General features: G+C 58.4%; 19 protein-coding genes. 5 read left to right on the top strand and 14 right to left on the bottom strand.

Translation table 11 applies throughout. The features are described 5' to 3' along the window. Nucleotides 1–4: 4 nt before the first annotated feature. The gene (locus tag E3T38_RS06745) at nt 5–1,138 is read right to left on the bottom strand and encodes a glycosyltransferase family 2 protein (protein ID WP_255452733.1); all 1,134 of its coding nucleotides are present in this window, start codon (nt 1,136–1,138) and stop codon (nt 5–7) included. 97 nt (nt 1,139–1,235) lie between these two features. On the opposite strand from E3T38_RS06745, the gene E3T38_RS06740 reads away from it, so the two are divergent. From E3T38_RS06740 to E3T38_RS06730, 3 genes are read left to right on the top strand one after another with little or no spacing between them, the layout of a single operon-like run. Continuing rightward, nucleotides 1,236–2,108 carry a glycosyltransferase family 2 protein gene (locus E3T38_RS06740; protein WP_134547298.1) on the top strand — a complete coding sequence of 291 codons (873 nt, stop codon included), beginning with the start codon at nt 1,236–1,238 and terminating at the stop codon, nt 2,106–2,108. Beyond that, nucleotides 2,105–3,247, top strand: coding sequence for a hypothetical protein (locus E3T38_RS06735; RefSeq protein ID WP_134547296.1), 1,143 nt, complete (start codon nt 2,105–2,107; stop codon nt 3,245–3,247). The genes E3T38_RS06740 and E3T38_RS06735 overlap by 4 nt, the downstream gene beginning before the upstream one ends. Before the next feature lie 4 nt (nt 3,248–3,251). Continuing rightward, nucleotides 3,252–4,346, top strand: a complete 1,095-nt coding sequence (locus E3T38_RS06730; protein ID WP_134547294.1) for a glycosyltransferase family 1 protein — start codon at nt 3,252–3,254, stop codon at nt 4,344–4,346. On the opposite strand, the gene E3T38_RS06725 is transcribed toward E3T38_RS06730, so the two are convergent. The 11 genes from E3T38_RS06725 to E3T38_RS06675 form a co-directional block, all read right to left on the bottom strand. Further along, nucleotides 4,322–5,482: a glycosyltransferase family 4 protein gene (locus E3T38_RS06725; RefSeq protein WP_134547292.1), complete on the bottom strand. Its 1,161-nt coding sequence runs from the start codon at nt 5,480–5,482 to the stop codon at nt 4,322–4,324. The two genes, E3T38_RS06730 and E3T38_RS06725, sit on opposite strands and share 25 nt — an antisense overlap. Beyond that, nucleotides 5,475–7,106 carry a DUF2142 domain-containing protein gene (locus E3T38_RS06720; protein WP_134547290.1) on the bottom strand — a complete coding sequence of 544 codons (1,632 nt, stop codon included), beginning with the start codon at nt 7,104–7,106 and terminating at the stop codon, nt 5,475–5,477. The genes E3T38_RS06725 and E3T38_RS06720 overlap by 8 nt, the downstream gene beginning before the upstream one ends. A 118-nt stretch (nt 7,107–7,224) precedes the next feature. Further along, nucleotides 7,225–8,196 (bottom strand): UDP-glucose 4-epimerase GalE, encoded by a 972-nt coding sequence (gene galE / locus E3T38_RS06715; protein ID WP_134547288.1) that lies wholly within the window; start codon nt 8,194–8,196, stop codon nt 7,225–7,227. Beyond that, nucleotides 8,193–8,549 carry a DUF2304 domain-containing protein gene (locus tag E3T38_RS17430; protein ID WP_134547286.1) on the bottom strand — a complete coding sequence of 119 codons (357 nt, stop codon included), beginning with the start codon at nt 8,547–8,549 and terminating at the stop codon, nt 8,193–8,195. Before E3T38_RS17430 ends, galE begins: the two co-directional genes overlap by 4 nt. Nucleotides 8,550–8,556: 7 nt before the next feature. Continuing rightward, the gene (locus tag E3T38_RS06705) at nt 8,557–9,252 is read right to left on the bottom strand and encodes a glycosyltransferase family 2 protein (RefSeq protein ID WP_134547284.1); all 696 of its coding nucleotides are present in this window, start codon (nt 9,250–9,252) and stop codon (nt 8,557–8,559) included. Continuing rightward, nucleotides 9,249–10,112, bottom strand: coding sequence for a glycosyltransferase family 2 protein (locus E3T38_RS06700; protein ID WP_134547282.1), 864 nt, complete (start codon nt 10,110–10,112; stop codon nt 9,249–9,251). Before E3T38_RS06700 ends, E3T38_RS06705 begins: the two co-directional genes overlap by 4 nt. Further along, nucleotides 10,048–11,079 carry a GDP-mannose 4,6-dehydratase gene (gmd, locus tag E3T38_RS06695; protein ID WP_134547280.1) on the bottom strand — a complete coding sequence of 344 codons (1,032 nt, stop codon included), beginning with the start codon at nt 11,077–11,079 and terminating at the stop codon, nt 10,048–10,050. Before gmd ends, E3T38_RS06700 begins: the two co-directional genes overlap by 65 nt. Before the next feature lie 88 nt (nt 11,080–11,167). Further along, nucleotides 11,168–12,055, bottom strand: a complete 888-nt coding sequence (locus tag E3T38_RS06690; RefSeq protein ID WP_166805453.1) for a hypothetical protein — start codon at nt 12,053–12,055, stop codon at nt 11,168–11,170. A 388-nt stretch (nt 12,056–12,443) separates the two neighbouring features. Further along, nucleotides 12,444–13,619: a DegT/DnrJ/EryC1/StrS aminotransferase family protein gene (locus E3T38_RS06685; protein ID WP_134547277.1), complete on the bottom strand. Its 1,176-nt coding sequence runs from the start codon at nt 13,617–13,619 to the stop codon at nt 12,444–12,446. A 48-nt stretch (nt 13,620–13,667) separates the two neighbouring features. Then, nucleotides 13,668–14,609 (bottom strand): NAD-dependent epimerase/dehydratase family protein, encoded by a 942-nt coding sequence (locus tag E3T38_RS06680; protein ID WP_134547275.1) that lies wholly within the window; start codon nt 14,607–14,609, stop codon nt 13,668–13,670. A 148-nt stretch (nt 14,610–14,757) separates the two neighbouring features. Continuing rightward, complete coding sequence (locus E3T38_RS06675; RefSeq protein WP_134547273.1) at nt 14,758–16,116, bottom strand: hypothetical protein; 1,359 nt, start codon at nt 16,114–16,116, stop codon at nt 14,758–14,760. 144 nt (nt 16,117–16,260) lie between these two features. On the opposite strand from E3T38_RS06675, the gene E3T38_RS06670 reads away from it, so the two are divergent. Further along, nucleotides 16,261–16,467, top strand: coding sequence for a hypothetical protein (locus E3T38_RS06670; RefSeq protein WP_134547271.1), 207 nt, complete (start codon nt 16,261–16,263; stop codon nt 16,465–16,467). 78 nt (nt 16,468–16,545) lie between these two features. Here the strand turns inward: E3T38_RS06670 and E3T38_RS06665 are convergent, their stop codons facing one another. Both E3T38_RS06665 and E3T38_RS06660 read right to left on the bottom strand, forming a co-directional pair. After that, a complete protein-coding gene (locus tag E3T38_RS06665; RefSeq protein WP_134547269.1) occupies nt 16,546–18,672 on the bottom strand; it encodes an acyltransferase family protein in 2,127 nt (708 codons plus the stop codon). Nucleotides 18,673–18,806: 134 nt separating this feature from the next. Continuing rightward, nucleotides 18,807–21,095 carry a hypothetical protein gene (locus tag E3T38_RS06660; protein WP_134547267.1) on the bottom strand — a complete coding sequence of 763 codons (2,289 nt, stop codon included), beginning with the start codon at nt 21,093–21,095 and terminating at the stop codon, nt 18,807–18,809. 302 nt (nt 21,096–21,397) lie between these two features. On the opposite strand from E3T38_RS06660, the gene E3T38_RS06655 reads away from it, so the two are divergent. Then, on the top strand, nt 21,398–22,339 hold the full coding sequence (locus E3T38_RS06655) for an ABC transporter permease (protein ID WP_241984337.1): 942 nt from the start codon (nt 21,398–21,400) through the stop codon (nt 22,337–22,339).

Here is a 22,339-nt window from a genome sequence, read left to right as displayed (position 1 = left end):
ATCATTAGCTACGCTTCACGCCGACCGACAGAACGCCGAGGAACATTCCGGCCATGATCGTCTGCGAACCCAGCATCATGAGCAGCGCGGCCGGAATCGCTGCGCGCAGAGTAGTGCCCGCCTCGAGCGGGCCAAAGTCGTTTGAGGCCCATCCGATCAACTGCGTAACCGCGACGCCCAGACCGATGAGAAAGAGCAAGAGGCCGACAACGGCCCCGCTCTCTAGGCTGATGCGTTTCTGCAGCCGGTCGAAGTTGCGGCTGCGCGGAATACGAAAACCCTCTTGCTGTGCATAGATCTTGGTGAGAATCGCAAACAGCACTGATTGATAACCGACCACCGTAAGCGCTGCCAAATAGAGCTGGGTGGAATAGGTGAATCCGATACGGCCGAAGACGACCGGCCCAAAGCTCAACAGCATGACGCCAACAAAGCCCAGCACAAACGCCGCCGTACCGGGAATCAGAAACAGCCAGCGTGGGCTGAAGATCAGCAAAAAACGCAGGTGGCGCCAACCGTCGCGCCAACTGCGCAGGTGCGGCGGCCTACTCCGGCCGTCTTTCGCAAGAGTGGTCGGCACCTCACTGACGCGTGACCCACCGAGGGTCGACTTGACGACCATTTCGCTGGCGAATTCCATGCCGGTGGTCTGCAGGTGAAGGTCAAGCATAGACTGGCGGTTGAAACCGCGCAGGCCGCAGTGAAAGTCCTTGATCGGCGAACGAAACAGCATACGACCGATCCACGACAGCACGGGGTTACCGAGGTATTTGTGCAGCGGCGGCATGGCGCCGGGCTCAATGCCCCCGCGAAAGCGGTTACCCATGACGAGTTCGTCGCCAGCGCGCAGGCGTTCGACGAACCCGTCGAGGCGGCTGAAGTCGTAGCTGTCGTCGGCATCGCCCATGATCACATAGGTGCCGCGGGCGTGTTCGATGCCGCCGTTGAGGGCGCTGCCGTAGCCCTTCTCTGCGATTGCGACCACACGGGCGCCGAGCGACTCGGCGATCTGCTGCGAACCGTCGGTGCTGCCGTTGTCAGCGATCAACACTTCGCCTACCACGCCGCTGCGCTCAAGGTAGCCGAGGGCCTTATTTACGCACACCGCCAGAGTCTCAGCTTCGTTCAGACACGGCATAAGGATCGTCAGTTCGATCGTCGAAGTCTGCTGCATGTGCGTGTGGGTCCTGTCTGTGTTCTACGCTGCGCCCTCAATCGTACAGACTTAGTGCACTATGAACATTGGCCTCGTCGTCACCACCCTCGGTCGAGAGCTGGGTTTGCGCCGCCTGCTGCAGTCTTTGGCTGGCCAAGTCACCGCCGCAGACACGATCGTGATCGTCGCCCAGCGTAATCTGCAAGTCGTCAAGGATCTAGCTAAGGAGTTCACCACCATCGGCTGCGAGATTGTCGTGACGACGTCGCCGTTGGGCGCATCGCGCGGACGCAATGCCGGGGTCGCGGCGCTCCCGGCGGGCATGGACTATCTCCTGCACTTTCCAAATGACACCACTTGGTTTCCGCCAGGAACCATCGCGGGTATCCGTTCAATTCCTTTCGCGGCCAGTGCCGCCGCATTGACCGTCACAGATGAAAACGGCCCGAAATTTGACCTCCCGACCGCGGGCACGCCCCTGGACCGTTGGAACGTCTGGACCGTCATCGAGATGGGCCTCGTCATTCGCCGCAGCTTGTTCACCAGGCTTGGCGGCTTTACAGAGTCGATCGGTACCGGCGCTTCGACACCGTGGCAATCAGGCGAGGCGACCGATTTGCTCTTGCGTCTGATGCACGCCCGCGAATCAGATTCGTTTGTTTGGTTGCCGGCTGAGGTGGCCATTGGTGGTGTCTCAGACCCGCACGGGCTCTCCAACGGCGAGCGCCGGCGCAAGTTGCGCAGCTACGCCCGGGGATTCGGTCGTCTGCTCTCGGTGTGGCAATACCCTTTCTATTGGCGAGCTGCAGCCTTGGCCGGCGGGCTGCTCTTCGGTCTGCGCAATCGGTCATCTTTTCAGACAGCGGATGGCTGGTGGGTTTTCGTTGGCCGTTTCGAGGGCCTCACCGGTCGCTGCTTCGGTAAGAAACTGTCGAAAGCCGTCGATCGATGAGCTTTTCCCTGCCCCCGCAGATTCGCCTGCGCGGCGCAGCGATGTCGCTCATCACACTGCTCGGCGGTGTCTCGTTGGCTGTTATTCCGGCCGCAACCGTGGCAATTTCAGCTCGCCAATTCACTCTCGACGAACAGGGCTTCATCGCCGTCGCCGTCATGCTCGCCACTTTCGTGGGCCAGGTGACATTTGCCGTCGTGGTCGAATCACGACTCAGCTCGGCCGCGACCGCCCGTCGCGTAACTTTCCCGCTCTGGCTGGCCGCGCTGTCGGTCCTGACGGCGATCATCGTCGGGTTCAATTCCAGCAATGCGTTGGTGCTGTGCGTCTCCCTCCCGATTCTGCTGGCCTCACTCGAGGTCGGTCGTGGAGTGTCCGTCGCCGAGCGCCTCGACACTCGTGAAATCTGGGCATCCGTTCTCGTCGGCTCCGGGGCCCTTGCTGGCGTGCTCGTAGCCTTCACCGCACAGACCTGGGGAATGCTTCCGTTGGTAGCCGGGATCGCCGCGGCCACCTGCGTGCGCTCTCTTCCTGTTTCCCACCAGCCGAGTCGGCCCGACCCGGTCGTCATGGGCTGGGTGGTCGCAGACACCTCTATCACCGGCGTCATCTATCCGCTTCTAAACGTGATGATTCTCGCGTTCATCGGCCCGGCTCAGGCCATTATCTTCACCGCTATCTCCACGGTGTCAGGGTTGCTGGCGATACCACTCAACTTCTTGCGACTGCGGCTGTTGAAGGAGCCCTCCCGCCTCGATATCGGCGTGTCCGGGCTCGCACTGTTGGGGGCTATCGTGGCGCTCGGCATTCTCGAAGCGACCGGCACGTTTGGTTTCATCTTCGGATCGGCGTGGTCGCTTTCCGACACTGCGCTACCGCTGGCCGTCGCCTGCGCCTGGCGAGCCACCTCCATTCTCACCACAATCCCCTTTGCTGCCCTGCGGCGCATGGGCGCGGTACGGCTGCTGACGGGACTGCGGGCGATCGTGGCCGCCATCACATTTGCTCTTGCCGGACTGGGCCTCGTAACCCAGAACATCGTCTGGGTCTTCGCTGGAATGCTCGTCGCCGAACTGATTTCCGCGGTCATCTACGAAGGAGCCCGCCGCTCCCGAACCACTTCGGTAATCAAGGACTGACTCGATGCCGCTACCACTTATCTTGGTCGACCTGCTCTTCTTCACTGGAAAGAAGGGGGGCATGGAATCGTACGTTCGCGAAATCTACAGTCGGATGCCGCGTGAAACTGCCGGTGTTCGATTCATGGCCCTCGCGTCAAGCGAACTCGCCGCCGGCGATACCTCTTGGTTTCCCGGCGACGTCATCGATTCCGGCATCAGCGGCGAGAACCGCATCGCTTGGGCACGCGGTGAGTTGTTCACTGTCGCCGCTTTTGCGCGTCGCCGTCGCGCAACGCTCATCCACTGCCCAGCGAACCTCGGGCCGCTTTATTCAAGGATTCCCGTCGTTCTGACAATTCACGACCTCTTGCCATTCCGGCACCCCGAATACGTTCCCGGTGCTTACTCCCTCATTCTCCGAACTCTCATTCGGTTGGGCGCGCGCATTGCACGCCGCATTCTCACGGTCAGCATTGCCTCGCGCACCGACATTCGTCGCTACCTACAGATCAAGCGCACCCCCGTCGAAGTCATCCCTCTGGCAGGCGAAACTCGCGTTTTGGTTTCGCCGGAGAATCGTCGTACCGACCAACTGCTCGCAGTCGGCAACCGGATGCCGCACAAAAACTTCTCGTCGCTGCTCACTGCGCTCGCGCTCCTGCCTGAAAATACACGACCACACCTGGTTATTACGGGCAGTCACGGAGACGATCCGCTCACCCCGCTTGTGGCCGAACTCGGGCTGCAAGAATGGGTGTCGTTGCGTGGCTGGCTCACGCCCGAGGAGCTCGACACGCTGTATGCCGAGTCAACCCTGTTCGTCTTTCCAACGTATTTCGAGGGCTTCGGCCTGCCCGTTCTCGAAGCGATGGCGCACGGCTGCCCGGTGCTCTGCTCCGACCTTCCGGTACTGCATGAGGTTGCCGGTGATGCGGCCGCCTATGTTGACTGCCACGATGCCTCCCGGCTGGCTGCGAGCATCAGCGGCCTCCTGTCGTCGCCCGAAGACTTGGTGCGGCTGGCGACGACCGGGCTCCGTCGGGCGGAAGAGTTCACCTGGGACCGCACCGCGCAGACGACGCTCGAGTCGTTTCAGCGGGTCTTGGCAGAACGGTAGGCAACCAAGATCTGGTCGATCGAGCGGTTGAGGCCACCCGCGGCTCGTTCCCGTTCGAACCAAGCCTGCGTAGACCGTCGTAACGGCTCACCGGCGGCTACGACCGTCACGATGGCGGCCGCCAGGTCGTGTGGCAGCACCGACGCGGCGACGAAGCCGTTGACGCCGTTCTGAATCAGTTTGGCTGCCGCGTTGTCGGGGCCGGCCACGACCACGCTCGGGGTAGCCACCGCGGCCGCCTCGGCGACGACGAGTCCAAACCCTTCGCGGCGTGACGGGTTGACCAGAGCGCGTGCACCGACCAGCAGCGTGTGCAGCTGGTCATCGCTGACCCGACCAGCGAGCGTGACGACGTCGTCGAGGCCCAGCTCGCTAATCCGTGCGGCCACCGCGGCCGTTTCGGGCCCGGAACCCACGATCACCAAACGCAGGTTTTTAATCTGGGTGCGCGCCTCGCGAAGGGCAGGGAGCAGGTCGATGAGTCGTTTGTCGGCGATGTGACGGCCGATGAAAATCAGGTACGGCTCGTCGCCCCGTTCAGTCGTCGCATCGGGTGCGGCACCGACGAGGTCAACCAGCCCCAACGTGACCGGAGCCGCTCCGCGCCGATAGCCCCGAATACGCGAGCCGGTGAAGTGACTATTGACGGTGTGGAGGTGGCCGAGGCGGATCGCTATCAGTTGCAGCACCGAGGCGACGGTCCCCATGAGCGCTCCCGAGTACGCACGCCACTGTCGCCAGCCCCAAACCTCGAGCCAGTCGGTCACCACGAAGGCCTTGCTTCCGATTAATGCCAGTTGCACCGCGAAGACATTGAGTACGGGTAGGGCGCTCACGATGACGACGTCATAGTTATCGCGGCGCGCGCGAAAGTGGTGAAAAAGAGCCAATGCAAACTTTACGGCGCTGATCGGCGTGCGCGTTCCCGCGTCGTCGTAGATCGACCCGCGCCACACCGGAACGACCGAGAAGCTCGCTTTCGGTGCTGGGCCATCCCACTGGGTGCGCGTCACATAGTCAACGGCGCTCCCCCTCTCGGTGAATAACTCCGCGATTCGTCGATACACCCGTTCGCCGCCGCCCGAATTGATCGGAAAGAAGCAGTCGTAGGCGATCGCGACGCGCGGTTCAGCCACGAAGAGAGCACTCGGTCGGCGCTGCAGCAGTCAGGCTTTCAGCCAGGTCGGCCGCATCCTCGAGCCGCGCCGCGCGCGCGGCAATCCACCCCGTGTACAGAACGAACGCGATCGATACCAGCGCATAAAGCACGACCAGGGTTGGCCAGCCGAGCGGCGGCTGCCAGGCCGGATTTTTCCACATCTCACTGATCGGCTGTCCACTGCCGACTACGTAACGCCACATCACGACTACGAAAGCCAGCAGCCCGTATGACGCGATCATCGCTGCGCTAATCCAGGTGACTCGTGTCGACAGGAACGCCACGCGATTTCCCTGTTTCGCAGAAAGCAGCCAGGCCGCGAGCATCGTCACGCCAAGATAAAGGAAGAGGCCGTATCGCCCCTGCCAGATAACTCCGGTTTGGCTCACGCTGTAGCCCTGCACCAAGGCCGGTACCAAGACGGCAGCGGCCGTAATCACGGCCATCGTGACCAGGCCGCGTCGCCGGGAGGCGGTGACAGCGAGAACGATCAGAATGCCAATCGGTATGACAAACAGCCAATAAGCGGATGTCGGCAGCGGCGCGTCGAACCAACCAAAGTACCCAATGGCCTGCTGAACGAATTCCGGGGTGGTGCGAAGCACGTGCACAAAGCCCTGAAGGAAAGAGGCACCCACCAGCGGCGCATCGGATTTTTCGGCCTGGCTCGACAGGCTGCCACCGCTCAGCGTCCACACGATCGAGAAGATACCTCCGGCCGCGACGATCCCGAGCGGAATATATGAGCGCGAGGTTGTGAACAGCGACTTGACCGAATTCCAGCCGGTCGCGATGAAACAGATTCCGACAACGACAATCAACCACAGAGGCCCCGTCGCTCGAGCTGTCGCGAGCGTCACGGAGGAAATGGCTACGATCATCCAGAGATACCAGCGTGAGAGTGAGGACACCTCTTGTGCGACTCGTCGGGTATCGAACCGTTCGAGGAGACGAGGAAGGGTAGCCCAGAGGGCGACAGCCGAAGCGATCTCAATGCCGTTGGGGTTCACTGAACCGAAAAAATAGACGACCATCGGGGCTGCGACAAAGGCCAGGCCCAGCGGCATCCACCGCGATCTGCGCACGGACATCGCTGCTTGAAAACCCCAGGCGACGAACACGGCGGCGAGCAATCCACTCACGATGCGCATGCCGTAGATGCCATCTGATCCGTCCAAGATCAAGCTCGGCCATCCGACGGCGTAGTAGTACAGGGGGTTGTAGGCACCGACCCAGGTGTTGAACCAGTCTGCTCCGCCCACGTCGCCAAGTTCAACGCCGCAGTTCGCAGGCTGATTAGGGTGGAAGGCGAAACAGAGAATCTGTGGCGAGTACGAGTACCCCTCGGGCAGGTCGACGACCGTGTGCTTGATGCCCGGCGCCTGATACCCGATGACCTGCCCATGAACCTGGGCGATGGCCTTGGTGGCATGGGCGTTCTCGTCCGGCACCGAAAAGATCGGGCTCGCCAACGACCACAAAGTTGACAGCGCAGCCAAGATCAGAACGGCAGCCCAGAATACTGAACGCGGATTTACAACGCTGCGCCGACCAGCAAACGCGTTCGTGTTTGCCTTCACCAGTGAGGCAGCTTCGTGCACGTGTTCATCTCACTTTCCATCCAATCTGGGCGACCGCGCACTGATAGATAGCCCGCTGGCGGAGCAATTTCGTAATTTGCCTTACTCGGGCTTGACACGGTCGACCGCTCGGTCGTTGCTAGCGTTTCAACAGCAGGTGAGAATCCCACGCTGAATTAACTATGTCCGCGAGCCCGCGTTTGGCGACCCATCCGATCGCCGCCGAGATAGCGCGTGGGTCCGCAACGACCACGGCAGGATCTCCAAGCCGCCGATCCCGCACCTCGGGAATGACCCCTGAACCAGACCGTTCGATAATTTGATTGATCATTTCGCGCACTGAAGATCCAATTCCCGTTCCAACGTTATAGATATCGTTTCTCGCCGGACCGATTTTCAAGCTGTCCAGCGCGACCAAGTGCGCCTCTGCGAGGTCCAAGACATGAATATAGTCCCGCACACACGTTCCATCTTCGGTCTCATAGTCGTCACCGAAGATGAGGGGGGACAAGCCCTGATCTAGACGTTCGAGGACCATCGGTACCAGGTTTAGAGCAGCAGTGTCACCCAACTCCGGCCAGCCAGAACCCGCAACATTGAAGTAACGCAGACTTGAGGCTCGAAGCGACTGGGAAACGACCGCATCCGTAATTAACCATTCGCCAATGAGTTTGGACTCACCATAGGGATTGACCGGGTGCTGCAGCGTGCCCTCGCTCAGCGACGGCCCTTCCGAAGTTCCATAGACTGCGGCAGACGACGAGAAAACGACGCGCGATACATCGGCCTTCTCCATCGCCATCAAAAGGTTTGCTAAGGAGCCCACGTTCTGTTGAAAGTACCAGGCAGGACGCAGGACTGACTCTCCAACTTGTTTTCGTCCGGCAAAGTGCACCACCTGCTTCACGTCGTAGTTCCGCATGACAGATTCGAGCTCGGCGGGCGCGCTTGAGTGCGCGAGATCCATTTCGACGAGCGGGGCACCACCGATTCTGCCCCGAACCCCCGTCAATACGTCGTCAACGACGACAACGTCATCGCCACGATCGACCAGAAGCCGCACGACGTGCGCCCCTATGTACCCGGTACCACCGGTAACGAGGGTGGTCATCCGCGCATCGAGCCGGGCTCGACGGCTCGGGCCAGTGCCTGCGCACGAGCGAGCTCCGTGACCTGTAAGTCGACTCGAGAATGGTGCGCCCGCGTTGCAATCACGTAGCCGACGAAACACACGACCAGCCCGTAAAGGAGAAGATCGGCCCCCCGACCAACCCCAAACAATGTTGCGACGGCGTTGGATAGCTGGGGAAAGACCACTGCGACGGCCGCACAGGCGACTAGAAAGAGAAGAGAAATCCTCCTCAATGCCAGTCGTCGGGCGCCCCGGCCGGGCCACAAGATCAACAAAGCAATAGCCCCTAGCCCAAGGAGCAGTACAAGTTTGATGAGCAGTTGGGGATCCATCAGGCCTCTACTTGAGTATCAATTCGACAAGGATATTTACGGAGTTCCATAGCGATTGCCCCTTCGATCGGGAGTAATCCGTGTAAACGATGTGCACCGGTTCTTCGGCGTATCGGAGGCGAGTCCGGCCGATCTGCGCCACAATCTCAGACGCATGCGCCATCCGGTTCTGTCGAATTCGAATTTTGGCCAGTCCTTCGACCGTAAATGCGCGCAGTCCATTATGAGCATCTGACAGTCGGACACCAGTCGTCAAGTTCGTGAATTTCACCGCCAGTTTCAGTACGACGCGCTTCATTGGACTCGCGCTCGTTCGATTATCCAGGAATCGAGATCCGAGAATAACGTCGAGTTCTTCATGTCTCAATCGCTCAACCATCCGAGCGGCGTCAGCAGCCAGATGCTGGCCATCCGAGTCAAAAGTTACGACAAAGCGAGCAGCCGAATCGCGAAGGACATAGTCAAAACCGGTCTGAAGCGCAGCTCCCTGTCCGAGATTGATCGGATGCCTCACGACGTACGCGCCTGCCTGTTCCGCTCGCTCAGCGGACGAGTCTGTACTCCCATCGTCAACGCAAACGATCTTCGGAAAGGTTAAAAGCGCTTCCGAAATGACGTCAAAAATCACACTCGACTCGTTGTAGAGCGGGACAACAAGCCACGTGTCAATATTGTCCAGAGCAGGCTCACGCGATCCGATCACGTACCAGTACCTGTCGCAGAAGCGGCGGAGATCTTTCGGGCCCGATAGGAGACGACATTTCCGGCGACCCGTGTGGCCCAAGAAATGGGTCCAAGCCAGGCCACGCTCAGGCTCCTGAATGCCGCAGGCAGATACGAGCGTTTCACGTCAAGAGCTTCCGCAGCAGATTTCCTCCGGTCGGCAACAGTAAGGGAATCCGCGTGCCAGCGAAAAGCCGAAACGGCAACCGGCACGAATACAAATTCGCCGACCTTCTTCAGTTGGAGAAATGCATCAAGATCCATTGTGTATGGACGATTCAGAGCAAATCCTCCAATACCCTGAAGCGCGTCGAGGTCGACGAGTGCGCCCGGGTGAGGAATCAAGTTCGGCCCCCACGAGAGGATTAGCGTCGCGAGCTTGCCGCTACGGTTGGTTCCGATGACGTGAGATTTGGCGTCGATATAGTCGCAGGCGCCGTACGCCACCACGACGCCTTGGCGCTCTTCCGCCCGGTTGAGAAGTGCTCGCATACCAGACGGCCTTAACAGATCGTCATCACCAAGCCCAACGTAATACTTCTCGCCTGCTCGCACGGCGATTCCAGCGTTCATCGCTCCCGCCAACCCCTGTCGCGGGTCGTCGATGATTTCGGCGCCGTGTTTCGCAGCGAGCAATCGAGCTTCCGGAGCGATCACCGGCAACACCACGATCAGCCGTAAGCTCACGACTTCGGCGGTCGCGCTTACACTCGCGAGCGCTTCCTCTAACGAATCGATTCGCTCGCCGAGAGTAGGCAGAACGACCAGAAGGCTGCTAGCCATGCTTGACGACCTTGTCGATCCAGGTGCCACCGCCGGCGGCAAGTGCTGCAACATCATTGTCGACCATGATCCGAGCCAGCTCGGGTGTCTTCACTTGTGGCACCCATCCGAGCTCAGATGCGGCCAGGCTCGGGTCGCCCACGAGCGCGTCGACCTCGGTCGGGCGGAGGTAGCGCTCGTCAAACTTGACATACTTTTTCCAGTCGAGCCCGGCATGCTCAAATGATAGTTCCAGGAAGTCTCGTACGGTGTACGCAGCACCCGTCGCGACGGCATAGTCCTGCGGAGTGTCGTGTTGCAGCATTCTCCACATGGCCTCGACATACTCCGGTGCGTAACCCCAGTCACGAACAGAATCCAGGTTTCCCATGTAGAGCTCAGTCTCCAGCCCTGCTGCGATGCGCGCCACGGCACGGGTGATTTTGCGCGTGACAAAAGTCTCGCCTCGTCGCGGCGATTCGTGGTTGAAGAGAATTCCATTGACCGTGAAAAGGCCGTACGCTTCGCGATAGTTTTTCGTGATCCAGTAGGAGTAGACCTTGGCGACACCGTATGGTGACCGTGGATAGAAGGGAGTTTTCTCGTTTTGCGGCGGCGGCGTGGCACCGAACATTTCTGAACTACTCGCCTGATAGAACCGGCATTCCAGACCGGTCACTCGAACAGCCTCGAGCAACCTGACCGTACCGAGTCCGGTCGTGTCGCCGGTGAACTCAGGTTCATCGAAGCTGACCCGAACATGAGACTGCGCGGCCAAGTTATAGACCTCATCCGGACGAATAGCCCCGAGAAGAGTGACAAGGCGTGAACCGTCAGTCAAGTCACCATAGTGAAGAGTCAGGTTACCGCCTTCAACGTGCGGGTCGACGAAAAGATGATCAATTCGGGAGGTATTGAACGTGGATGCACGACGAATGAGGCCGTGAACTTCGTAGCCTTTGGACAGCAAGAGTTCCGCCAGATAGCTGCCGTCTTGTCCCGTAATTCCTGTTATGAACGCGCGCTTTTTTCGAATCTCACTCATTGGATATCTAAATACCGTTTTTCATTGCTCGTCGGTCATGGAGGCCGCTATAAGAACTCTGGTCCTTCCCATGATAGTCAATGGTCTGTCACGACCGCCGTCCGCGCGTCATCGAAGGACCGGCCAGGGCACGAATATGCAGAATCGCGCCGACGACCGGGCCGAGAACCAACGACAGGAGTACCCGTTCGGCAAGGGGAATGGGAAGAAACAGAACAGCGCCGGTCGTTAGGGCCGCAACGAGCCACCCAACCGTATATATGAGGTGTCGCCCTCGTGCCAACAAGGCAGCGCCACTTATGCTGATGACGCCGATGAGGCCGGCTGCGAGCGTCGCCCCGCCGATAAAAGGGCCACCGGCTTCATACGCATCACCAAAGAAAAACACGAGCAAGGGCGGCCCGACGAAGGTCGCTAGTACTCCCAAAACAGCCGCGAAGGCGACAACCGCGCCCATCGCCCGAAACACGACCGACAGGCTGTGCGCGCTCCTGTCGACAAAACTTGCCACGATCATTCCCATGAAAGCATTCAGCGGGAGCATCACTGGTGCCCTGGTCAAAGTGACGATGAGAATAATGACGGCCAGTTCAGTACCGTCCTCGTTTAGTGCGATGCCGGCAAGGACCAGTGGAAAGCCGGTCACAATGATGGCACTCGCGCCGGACGCCAGGACAGCTTGCATGGAGTTTGCAACGGATTTCCAGAGAGGCGCATCCAATCGTGTCGTTGCAGCAGCGCGAAACTTGGCGCGCAGCAAAAACATCACCCAGGTGACCATTCCCAGAGTGCCCGCAGCGGCAAACCCGGCGACAGACAGCGCAAGAAAAGCGACGATGCAAATGAAGAACAACCGCACAGCCGCCTCGGCGATCAGAAGCCCGGAATATGCGTTCCAGGTCCCGAACCCGGCCAGGACGCCTGCGAGTGTCGCGTGACCCGCGTACAGCACCGTTCCGGCAACGATCATTGCCACGAATAGTGCCGACTGTTGGCCGAAAACCGACGGTGCCCAGCTGAGTGATGAGATCGCGACCACTGCGGCGACGAGGACGCCGACAATTATTCCGGGATATATTGCGCGGGCGCCGGTCCCTGGCGAGTGCGACGCTGCAAGCACTACTGTCTTGACGCTTCGCGTTGTTTCCTGCTGTAGTCCAAATATTGCGCCAACAGCAAGGTAAAGTCCCGACCAGAATACTGAGAAGCTCAAGTACTGCTCAGGCCCAAGCGCACGGGCCGCAACCACGAGTATCGCGTAGCCCCCAGCCGCCACGAAAACAGAAGCGACTGCCACTGAGGCTATCGAACGCCGCGCACTCACCCGAGCACCCTCAAAGTCGTCCCGCATATTAGACAGACGGTCAGGAAATCCGCTGAATGGTGTCGAGGAGTAGATCTAGTTCGTTGGGAATAGGAAAGTGGTGGTTGCCGACGAAAAGGCCGTCGACGTGAATCTTGTCGGCCGCTGCGAGCGATGCGGGGACGACGGCATTCAACTGAGACATGACCGGGTTCCTCGTAAAATTACCGGCCACAATGGGACGTGACTCAATTCCAGCCGTCGTCAGCGCCTCAACTACTTCCGCGCGTCGGCCTGCCAATTTGTCTTCAAGAATGAGCGAAAAACCAAACCAGCTACTTTCAGCCGCCACGAATTGCGTACGGACGTCCGAACGCCCAGCAAACCGCTCAGTGAACAAGTTTGCATTCTTTTGACGCCCGGCAATAAGTCCGGGCACCTTCTTGAGCTGCTCCCGGCCCAAGGCTCCGGACATCTCGAGCGGCCGCACGTTGTACCCGGGTAGAACAAATCGAAAGTGGTCCTCGAACGCGACACCCGTTTTCGGAAAAATGAGGTTATCCGCGGGTAGGTCCCGGGTCCAGCCATGCGCTCTCAGCGACAGCATCGCCTGATACATGTAGAGATCGTCTGTCAGGATCAGTCCTCCTTCCATCGTGGAGATGTGATGAGAGAAGAACGAGCTGAATGTTCCGACCAAGCCGAACGTCCCCGTATAACGGTTCTCAATTTTCGACCCCAGCGATTCACAGTTGTCTTCGAGAAGCACGAGTTTGTTTTCGGATGCGATGGACGCCAGACGACTCAGATCCGCGGGGTTGCCGAGCAAACTTACGGCCAGGATTGCTTTTGTCCGTGGTCCGATAGCCTCTTCAACTAACTGCGGATCCATATTCAAGGTGTCGATGTTCACATCGACGAACCGAAGAGTCAAGCCGAGTTGATGAACCGGAAAATAGGTGGTGGCCCAGGAGACAGCGGGCACAATCACCTCGTCGCCGGGATTGAGATCGACATTGGGATTAGCAACCGCTGCAGCAAGCGCAATGAGGTTCGCGCTACTGCCCGAATTCACCATGACGGCGTGATTCGACCCAAAAAAAGCAGCAAACTCTTCTTCGAACGATCTGACTTCTGGCCCCATGGTAAATCGGCCACCAGCTATCACCCGCTGCAGCGCGTCGTATTCGGCCTCGTCCCAGGTCGTGGTTGCGAGCGGAAAGCTAGATGCAGTCATTGCGTTTCATTTTCTTTCTATCGGGAACAAGGTAAGTCAATGCCTGGTTCAGGAAATCGTCTCGACGTACCGTTTATAGGCTCGCCGCATACCGTCAACAACCTCCGTTTGCGGGTTCCACCCGAATTCCGCTGCCACGGCGGAGGACATCAATTTTTGATGCATACCCGCTGGCTTGCTTGGATCCGTGACAAGATTCCCCTGATATCCGACAACGTCCATGGCCGCTTGGTAGTACTCGAGAACGGAATGATCTCGCCCAAACCCGACATTCATCATTTCGGGCCAGGAACCAACTTCATCGAGGTGGGAGACCAGCCAATCAGCCAAGTCGCCAACGTAGGTGAACTCACGCCGCGCTGTTCCGTCGCCCCACACGTCGATTGATTGAGCCCCCGATTGCTTGGCTGCGTGGACTTTCGCCAGCGCAGCCGCGACAAGGTGCCCATGGCCGAGAGAATAATCGTCGTCCGGGCCATACAAGTTAGAAGGAATAATCACTCGATACTCTAGGCCGAACTGCGAGGAAACGTATGCGCAGTACTTGGATGCGGCAATCTTCGAGAGCGCGTACCCTTCATTCGTCGGCTCGAGAGACGCGGCCAGGAGATCGCCCTCCACGAGCGGCTGCCGGTAGTCCCGCGGGTACATGCATGAACTCCCGAAGTACACCAAACGCTTGACACCGAGGTCTACGGCAGACTTGAGCACGCTGGAGTCAATGAGAATATTGTCCATCAGATAACCTGCCGGGTCTGCGATGTTTGCCGCTATACCCCCGACGCGTGCCGCCGTGTGAAGAATGACGTCAGGTCGAAGTCGTTCCATCATCGACTGGGTCGCAACCGAATCCGTGAGATCGGCGTCGAGCCTGGTCACGGATGTCAACTCCCCCTGAACATTCTGAGAATTCCACGCCGCACGGATGCTGCCCGCCAGCATGCCATTGCCCCCAGTAAGTAGAGCCCGCACGGATTTCTCCCATTCCATTTAATCTTCGACCGAAGAGGGGAAGACCATTTGAGTTTAGTCTGCCCGTTTCAGCACCGAGGGCACCGCTTCCGCTTCACGATGATCGTCTAGCCCCTCCTGCGTCCCGCGCGCAGATCAGATCTAAACCATGATATGGCCCAGTGCGTTACCCAGTGATGGACAGGATTGACACGTAGCTGACAACGCCCACAACAGGAATAAAGTATCCCAACCAGGTTTTTCGCGCAAAAAGCAGAGCCAGGCATGCCATGCAGAACGGAAGTAATGAGATCCCGTAACGGGGCGGCAGGGTGAAATAGAATCCGTTGATCGTGACCAGCACGACAGCTAATATCGGCCCTGCTAAGACCGCAACCGTTAACGACGCAATGGCAATTGCCTCGGCATGCGACCCTTTCTCAGCTGCCAGCAGAAGGCCGAATATTCCTCCTACGATTGCCCAGGTCATCAGAGCGGCGGCAAGCCATTCCCCAAAACCAAAAGTATTGGGATTCACAGCCCCGTTGCCCAATTCGGGAATGAACTTGAAGAATTCACTGATAAGCGCTTTCACGGTGATCGGAGTCGAGATCCCTTGGTCAGGAGCTGGCCCGATGGCTATCACGGCGCGGATAATGACCCAAATGCACTGAGCAACGACCGCCCCGACTATTGCCGCTATCGCCATCCTGGTCCAGCCGTCTTTCAGGAAACCGCTGGTCCTTGATCGCGTACCAGAATTCGCCTGGTACGCGTTCACTCCAGCCACGATTAGGAGGAGAAGAGCGGCAACGCCCACCGCAATTAAATTCTGCAGTTTCAGCAGGGGCAGTGCGACGGCAGACATGACAAATAGAAGTGCGCCAAATTTCCTGCGCTCGATAACGAGCGTAGCGGCAAAGAGCATGAGCGCACCGCTGAGGAGCCCCGTAGCATCGGTGCTCACGTAGGTATTGGACCAGTACGCCGGCAGAGATCCAACCATAAGCAGGGACACACCCGACGCCACGGCGACCGGAACCTTCCACCGACGCAAGGACAGGTATAGGAGAATCGCAGCGGCAGCGAGCCAAGTCCATCCCGAAATTCGACCTGCTTCGACCAGATCCGCGACGCCGAGAGAAACGAGAGGCTGAGCCATCGCCCGTGTGGCCGTGAAGTACAGCGGCGTGTAGAGGTCAGCCGATGTCATTCCCGAATTTGGGAGCCGTGGATCGTCATCCAGGGGGGGCGTGATGCACATATCGGCGGGATAACCGCCCAGCAGACGCACCCCGTTGCAGGCCAAGTAGCTCCGCGCATAGGCACCCACTTCTTCACCGCGATGGACAACTATTTGATCAGGCACTTTTGCGAGGTAGTCAATGTAGACATACTCGTCAGCTGGCGAGACCGTCGTATGCTTCGGCACCTGCCACAGGACGAGCCCCAGACTCGCGAGCGCAAGGAGGATGCAGATCAGTTGGTCAATTTTACGCGCACGGCTACGGTTCATTGATTGCAGGGCGTGGTGATTCTCAGTCATTATATTCGCCAATTGTATTTTTCGCTCCGACTAATCAGACGACGACGGTCGAGCACCCGAACGATACATTTTCACCGGGGCCAGTATTAATTGCATGGAGATTCGACGCGACGCCGCCAGCACCGGTAGGAGTTGGCAGCGTCCGTGGTCACCCTCGTGCGCACGGTAGTCGTGTGCGACGCCAACTTCATCTCAAACATCCGACACTCCTCGGCATTCTCAATTCTTTCACTCATCAACAAAGCACATTCAACGCAGGTCTCGGTCATCGGCCACGCGCCGACACCCTTCTTTCGAGTTCTGGAACTGACTTTGATTGCTATTCCTAAAACGCAGGTATTGCGGCGTTGACTACAAAACGCCAGGCCTTATTTGGCCGCGCTAATGCTCCAGAATACCAAAACTGAAAACGGTACCTGCACCCGTTATTTATCTGCTTGAAAAGGCCTGGACAAGGCGGTCACCCAATATCGGGGCCAACGTCGCCGCGAAAGACCGGGTGAAGTGACTCCCGTCGGCATAGACGACGAGACCGCCAATCACCGGAAAACAGTGGTTGTCGTCGCAAAACGTTTCGGAAAGGTCCATGAAATCTACCGAAGGCAGGTCTCGGGCCGCTCGCGTCATGGTGTCGTCTGTCAAAAGGTCATTTCGTTTTACGGCGCACGGCGCCTCGCTTTCAGACGTCGTTGCCAGACATTCAGTCACGTTAAGGGACGCAGTACCCTCATCGCCCCTCACCGATCCAGGAGGATCCCTCAGGACGATGACCTGCATCCCCGCGTCCACGAGCGACGTTAGGTCTTTGGTGACTAGCCCTTCGTCGAGCATTGAACTCATTCCCCCGACATACTTACTCGTCGCGTTCGATGTGATGACGGCATCGACGCTGGAATCGGCCTTGAGCAAATCGATGACGTTAACGCCCCAGCCACTGCAGTCCCTATTCGACGGAACAACACCGATTCCAGGACATCCCCCTTTAACGTACGTCAATATTTTCCAGCCGTGCAGTTCAGCTGCCGGAGCTAGCGCCTCAATGAATTGACCAGCATGCGAATCACCGAACAGAGCGATCGTCATCGTTGGGTTCTTCATCTCCCCGAACGTGCAGGGTTCCAGAGGAACGGTGCCCGCGCCGAGTTCACAGGGGCCGATGGCCACGCCGACTCCGATATCACCGGCCGCCAACGCGACATCGGTTGTCGCTGTAACGTCGAAGGGATCAGGGCACTCGTGATCGGGATTGGTAGCGCCGGCTCCGAGACATGGTGTGCCGCGTAAGGCGTCAACCGCCGCCGATGTCGCGTCCACCTGGTTACGAATGACAACAAAGCCCATCGTGCACGTCATGGCGATGACCAACGTCGATGCCACCGCGAAGAGGAACGGCTTCTTGGAACCCACAACATTCCAAGTGCGGGCGCGCTGAAAAGGAAGCTCTACATATCGCCAAGTTCCAAACGCAAGAAGGCCTGTGAGGCCAAGAACAACTACTTTTTGCTCCAAGTCCAAGGGACCGCCAAATACGTATGGGCATAAGACGATCAGCGGCCAGTGCCACAGATAAATGGAATAGGAGATGTTACCCACCAGTTGCACTGGGCGCGCCGAACTCACTCTACGGAACCAGCTCGGTCGCCCCCAACCCGAAACTATGACGAAGAGAGTGCCAATGACCGGCAGGAGCGCCGCATAGCCGGGGAAGGCCGTTTCACCCGAGTACACCACCGCCGCGGCCAGGACGAGCGCCACTCCGCTGATTCCGGATATTCCGGAGAATCGTGATAGGCACGCTGCCCCCTTCGGCCATGGCGCGCGCCAACTTAGGAAGGCTGCCAGGCAACCGCCGCTTGCGAATTCCCACACCCTAGCCGGTGTTATGAAGTATGCAGCCGCGGAATTGGAGCTCGTGTAGGAAACCGAGAAGGTCAGCGATACAACCGTAACGAGGACCAGTGCAAGCAATACCGCCCCCCGCCGTCGGCGTGCCCCGAAAAATGACAACATGAGAAACAGCGGCCAGATCAGGTAGAACTGCTCCTCAACGGACAGCGTCCAAAAATGCTGGACCGGCGACGCAGCGTTCTCGGCGGCGAGGTAGTCCACTGCGCTCCCAGCGAGCAGCCAGTTTTGCACGTAGAAAGCCGAGGCGAGGAACTCTGCACCAAACTGCTGCCACATAGAGCGCGGGACGACCATCACGGTCAGGCCAATGCTCACCAGCAGGACCAGGCATGACGCAGGGAGCAGTCTTCTGATCCGTCGCGCATAAAAATCCCTAAGAGCGAAGTTGCGATCTTCGATCTGGCGACTGATATGAGTTGTGATGAGGAATCCGGATATTACGAAGAACACATCGACACCGACGTAGCCGCCAGTAAGGCGGTTGGGCCAGAGATGAAAAATGACGACAAGCGTCACAGCCAAGGCACGAAGTGCCTGGATCTCGGCGATGATGGGTGATCGCAGGGCCGATCGACGACGCGACGGTTGAGAAGCGGTTACAGCGCCCTCCCGTGTCCTCTCCACAGAGATCAAGTCACGTGGTTTCATCCAACGCACGCCCCATGATCAGCTCTTTCTGTGTCGACCCGCCGGAAACGCGACGGGAATGTACCCAGTTACTGCCAGCGCACGCCACGGTCGCATCCACCTCGTGGGGTCTTAGTAGTACCTGGCGACTTTTCCTAGGCGACGGCTCCGGTGGGAATCATGTCTGCAAATCGTGGGATCACTTGAAGCCAAGAGCGCCCCCCGCTCAACTGTGCAAACCGCTCCATGGACGTCACTGGACGCTTCTGCCCGGCAACGAGCTGGTAGATCGCACCATTCGGGGTTCGAATAAAATCGGTGGCATCGGAGCCAATGATGAGTCGGTTGCAGGTAAATTCGTCCAGGGCAACAAACGTGAACGGATACAAAGCATGGGCCGCAGGGGCGATTTTGTGCAGGCTGCCGCCGCTCGAAACATAGCGGGTATCCCCACAGGTGATCCCGAACGTAAGGTTGGTACTCGACAGCGGATAAGCGTTGATCCGCTCGGCAGGCTCATAGGTAAATCCGGTTATCCCAGCCTCCGTTGTGAAGTCGAAGCTTGACAACGCGATCCGGTTAGTCACGCCATTGACGAGAAACACCGAAGGGTTATCCGGGGACCGCACGAGCGTTCCCGCGGTCAGCGCCACCGCCCCCTTCGGGATTGCCGCGATAATGCTGGTAGTAACAGGATGGATAGTTGGCGTCGTTGTGTCTGACAGCGCGAGCAGTGCCTCCCAGGATGAAATTGGCCTGATTTCGTCGCCCATGAGCACATGGACCACTTTGGAAGTTGGGTCCTGCAGGAGTGCCCCGGCGGCAATACTCTCACCTGCGACATTCGAGTCGAGAAAGGATTGTGAGACGCTCGCCGCCGGCAAACCGAACTGAGCTGCTGCAGCATCCCACCGGGCACGACCATTGGCCGTCAAAAGCCATGCACCGGCGTCACCGTCAGATTTCACTAAGCCATTAAATTCGGCACCCGACGGGGCGAGTTTACTGTGACTGGTGGCGTGTAGGGACCCAGCGACCCTGGACTGAAGACCGAGAGCCGCGGAATAGGCCGTGCCGATGGGTGATCTGGTTCCATTAGCGAACAGTGCATAGTCCGACGTATATCTTTTTTTGATCAACACAGAATCGCGCACGATTGGGGTGCCAAATGGCAACGCTTCAACGGCAGCTTCAGTCAAGACATTTTGCTGCAGGGGTATACCCGCTTCGACTTGAGATTGAGCGTCAAGGATCTCTCTTTTGGTTCCAAGCGTCATGAAGTATCGGGGCCCTTCCCTCGTGGCAAGGACAGAAACGACCAGCGGGCCAGTCTGGAACGCGGCCAACTGTGTATCGGTCAGCTGAACGTAGCCGTCGGCATTGCACGACCCTCCGTAGTCCACGACTTGGGCACAGGTATCGAATGGCAACTTTATGCCCGCGTCGTGGAAGTAAATTCGCCCATCCGGAGACCGCAGAATTCGACTGGCACTACGCTTCGTGGCAAACCCGTCCAAGTAATTTTGCGACACAAATCCGACTTGCCCCAGGGGTGCGAAAGCTGCCATTAGTCCGAGGCTGGGAATAGGAAACTTAGACGTTCCAGAGACCAGGTACACGGTGGCATTGTCCGCCGTGCGAAACAGACTGGTGGAGGCAAGCGGCGCGCCGAACCAGTCGGTGAAGATTCGCCAGAAGTTACGGTTTCCATAGGAGCTACAGGCGTCGCCCGTTCCGTACAGATTGGCCATAGCGGCCGCATTCGGCTGATACGGAGTGTAGTTATACAGGCCCGCGGTTGCCTGATTCTGGATAAAGACCTCGCCTGTCCCGCATGCTGCATTCGGGTGCCAGCGAACGTTGTTGACGCGGCCCGGAGCGTGATTCCATCGGGACGGGTTGTTGGCGTAGTAATTGAACTGCAGGGCGGCCGCGTAGACCTGATTGAAGAACCCGTAATAGGTGGAATCACAATCGGCTGTGTCTGGACAGCCGTATCCGGTCGCACTTCGATATTGACGCGATGTCGGCCAGGTGTCTGTGACGAGGCCCTGCTCCTTCTGGAGGAGAACGAGCATCGCTTTCTGACTTATCCCGCACGCGGCACCAACGTTGGTGATAATACCCGCCGCGCTTTCAGCCGATCGCCCTGTATATGCGGAGCAGTCCCCCGGTACCGCAGCCCGATTTGGAGTGTCTTGGCGGTAGTCTTTCAAGCAGGCGTACCCGGAGCGGCACGTCGCAACCTGCGAATTCAAGAAACTCTGAACTTCCGGAGCGGTCATGGCCCCGCCGTCGAAGAACTGCGCGTCGCTGATGATGTTGCCCGGGTTGAACAGTTGCGCGTTGGCCGCCTGCGCGGTTGAGAGCGGCCCAGCCACTGTCAGCAGGGAACCCCAGAGGGCAGCGGCAAGGACCAGCCCAATAGATTTTCTGAATCTCACGGCATCTCCATTTTCGTGGCTCGGGACAGTACCGTCGCGAATTCAGGGGCAAAATTTGTGACACGGGCGCTGGGTCCGTGCGGGCAACTGGTGGGCACAGACGAGATCAGCACGACTGTCTCGACGCTGGCCCACGCCGTCGTGGTTCCAAGAATTTCACGCGAAGAACACTTTCTGGTTGGATCACGACGGGAGAAACCGCGTCGAAGTAATAGTAACGGAAACGGTGCACACTGTTGGTGCAGATTCGTGTGCTTAGAATATGTGGTTAGAAAGTTGGTACCCCTGGATGAAGGAATCTCTTGGACTCTGAAACGCGTGAACGTGAGCGGAAGGCTGAACGCCAAATCTTCATCGCCAATCAGGATTTTTTTGACGCAGGACAACCGACTGGTTTTTTCAAAGGTTCCGGACGGTCACTCCTCGACATCTGGCGCCATCGAGAACTGCTGTCTCGGCTGGTCAAGAGGGAAATAAAGGCCCGCTATAAAGACAGTTCTTTGGGCATAGTGTGGAGCCTATTTCGTCCGCTCGTCCAACTTCTCATCTACTATTTTGCGATCGGCCAGATTCTCGGCGCAGCTCGATCAGTACCTGATTTTGCGGTCTTCGTCTTCATCGGCCTAACAATGTGGACGCTTTACAGCGAGATCATCAGTGGAAGCACAACGTCCATCCTTGCCAACGCCGGTCTGGTGAAAAAGGTCTACCTGCCGCGGGAAATCTTCCCCCTCAGTTCCGTGGGCAGCGCTCTGGTGAATTTTGGCATCCAGTCAATTGTGCTCATCGGCGGCATCGCCGTGCTAAGCACTTTCCTGTGGACGGCCGATCTCTTGCTCGCACCAGCGGCAGTCCTCACGCTTCTGATCTTCGGCACGGCTGTCGGATTGCTGCTTTCGGCACTCAACGTTTACCTGCGTGACGTACAACATTTCGTCGAGATCTACCTCATCGTGTTCTTCTGGATGTCACCGATCGTGTATCCGTTTACGTTCATCCAAAACCAGCTGCAGGGCAACTGGATGGAGCAGATTTACCTCGCGAATCCGGTCACGATAGCCATTGTTGCGGCGCAGAAAGCTCTCTGGGCTGGTGGCTCGACCGGCACAGGCGCCATGGCCCAAGCCTGGCCTGACAATTTGGAGATTCGCCTTCTCATCGCGTTCCTGTGCAGCGTTCTTCTCCTCTGGATTTCTCAGCGTGTGTTCTCACGTCTGCAAGGCAACTTCGCCCAGGAGCTCTAA

This window comes from Cryobacterium sp. Hb1, from assembly GCF_004403585.1.
GTDB classification, from domain to species: Bacteria; Actinomycetota; Actinomycetes; order Actinomycetales; family Microbacteriaceae; genus Cryobacterium; species Cryobacterium lyxosi.
Note: the sequence above shows the minus strand (reverse complement) of the source record. Positions and strands in the feature narration are given on the sequence as shown.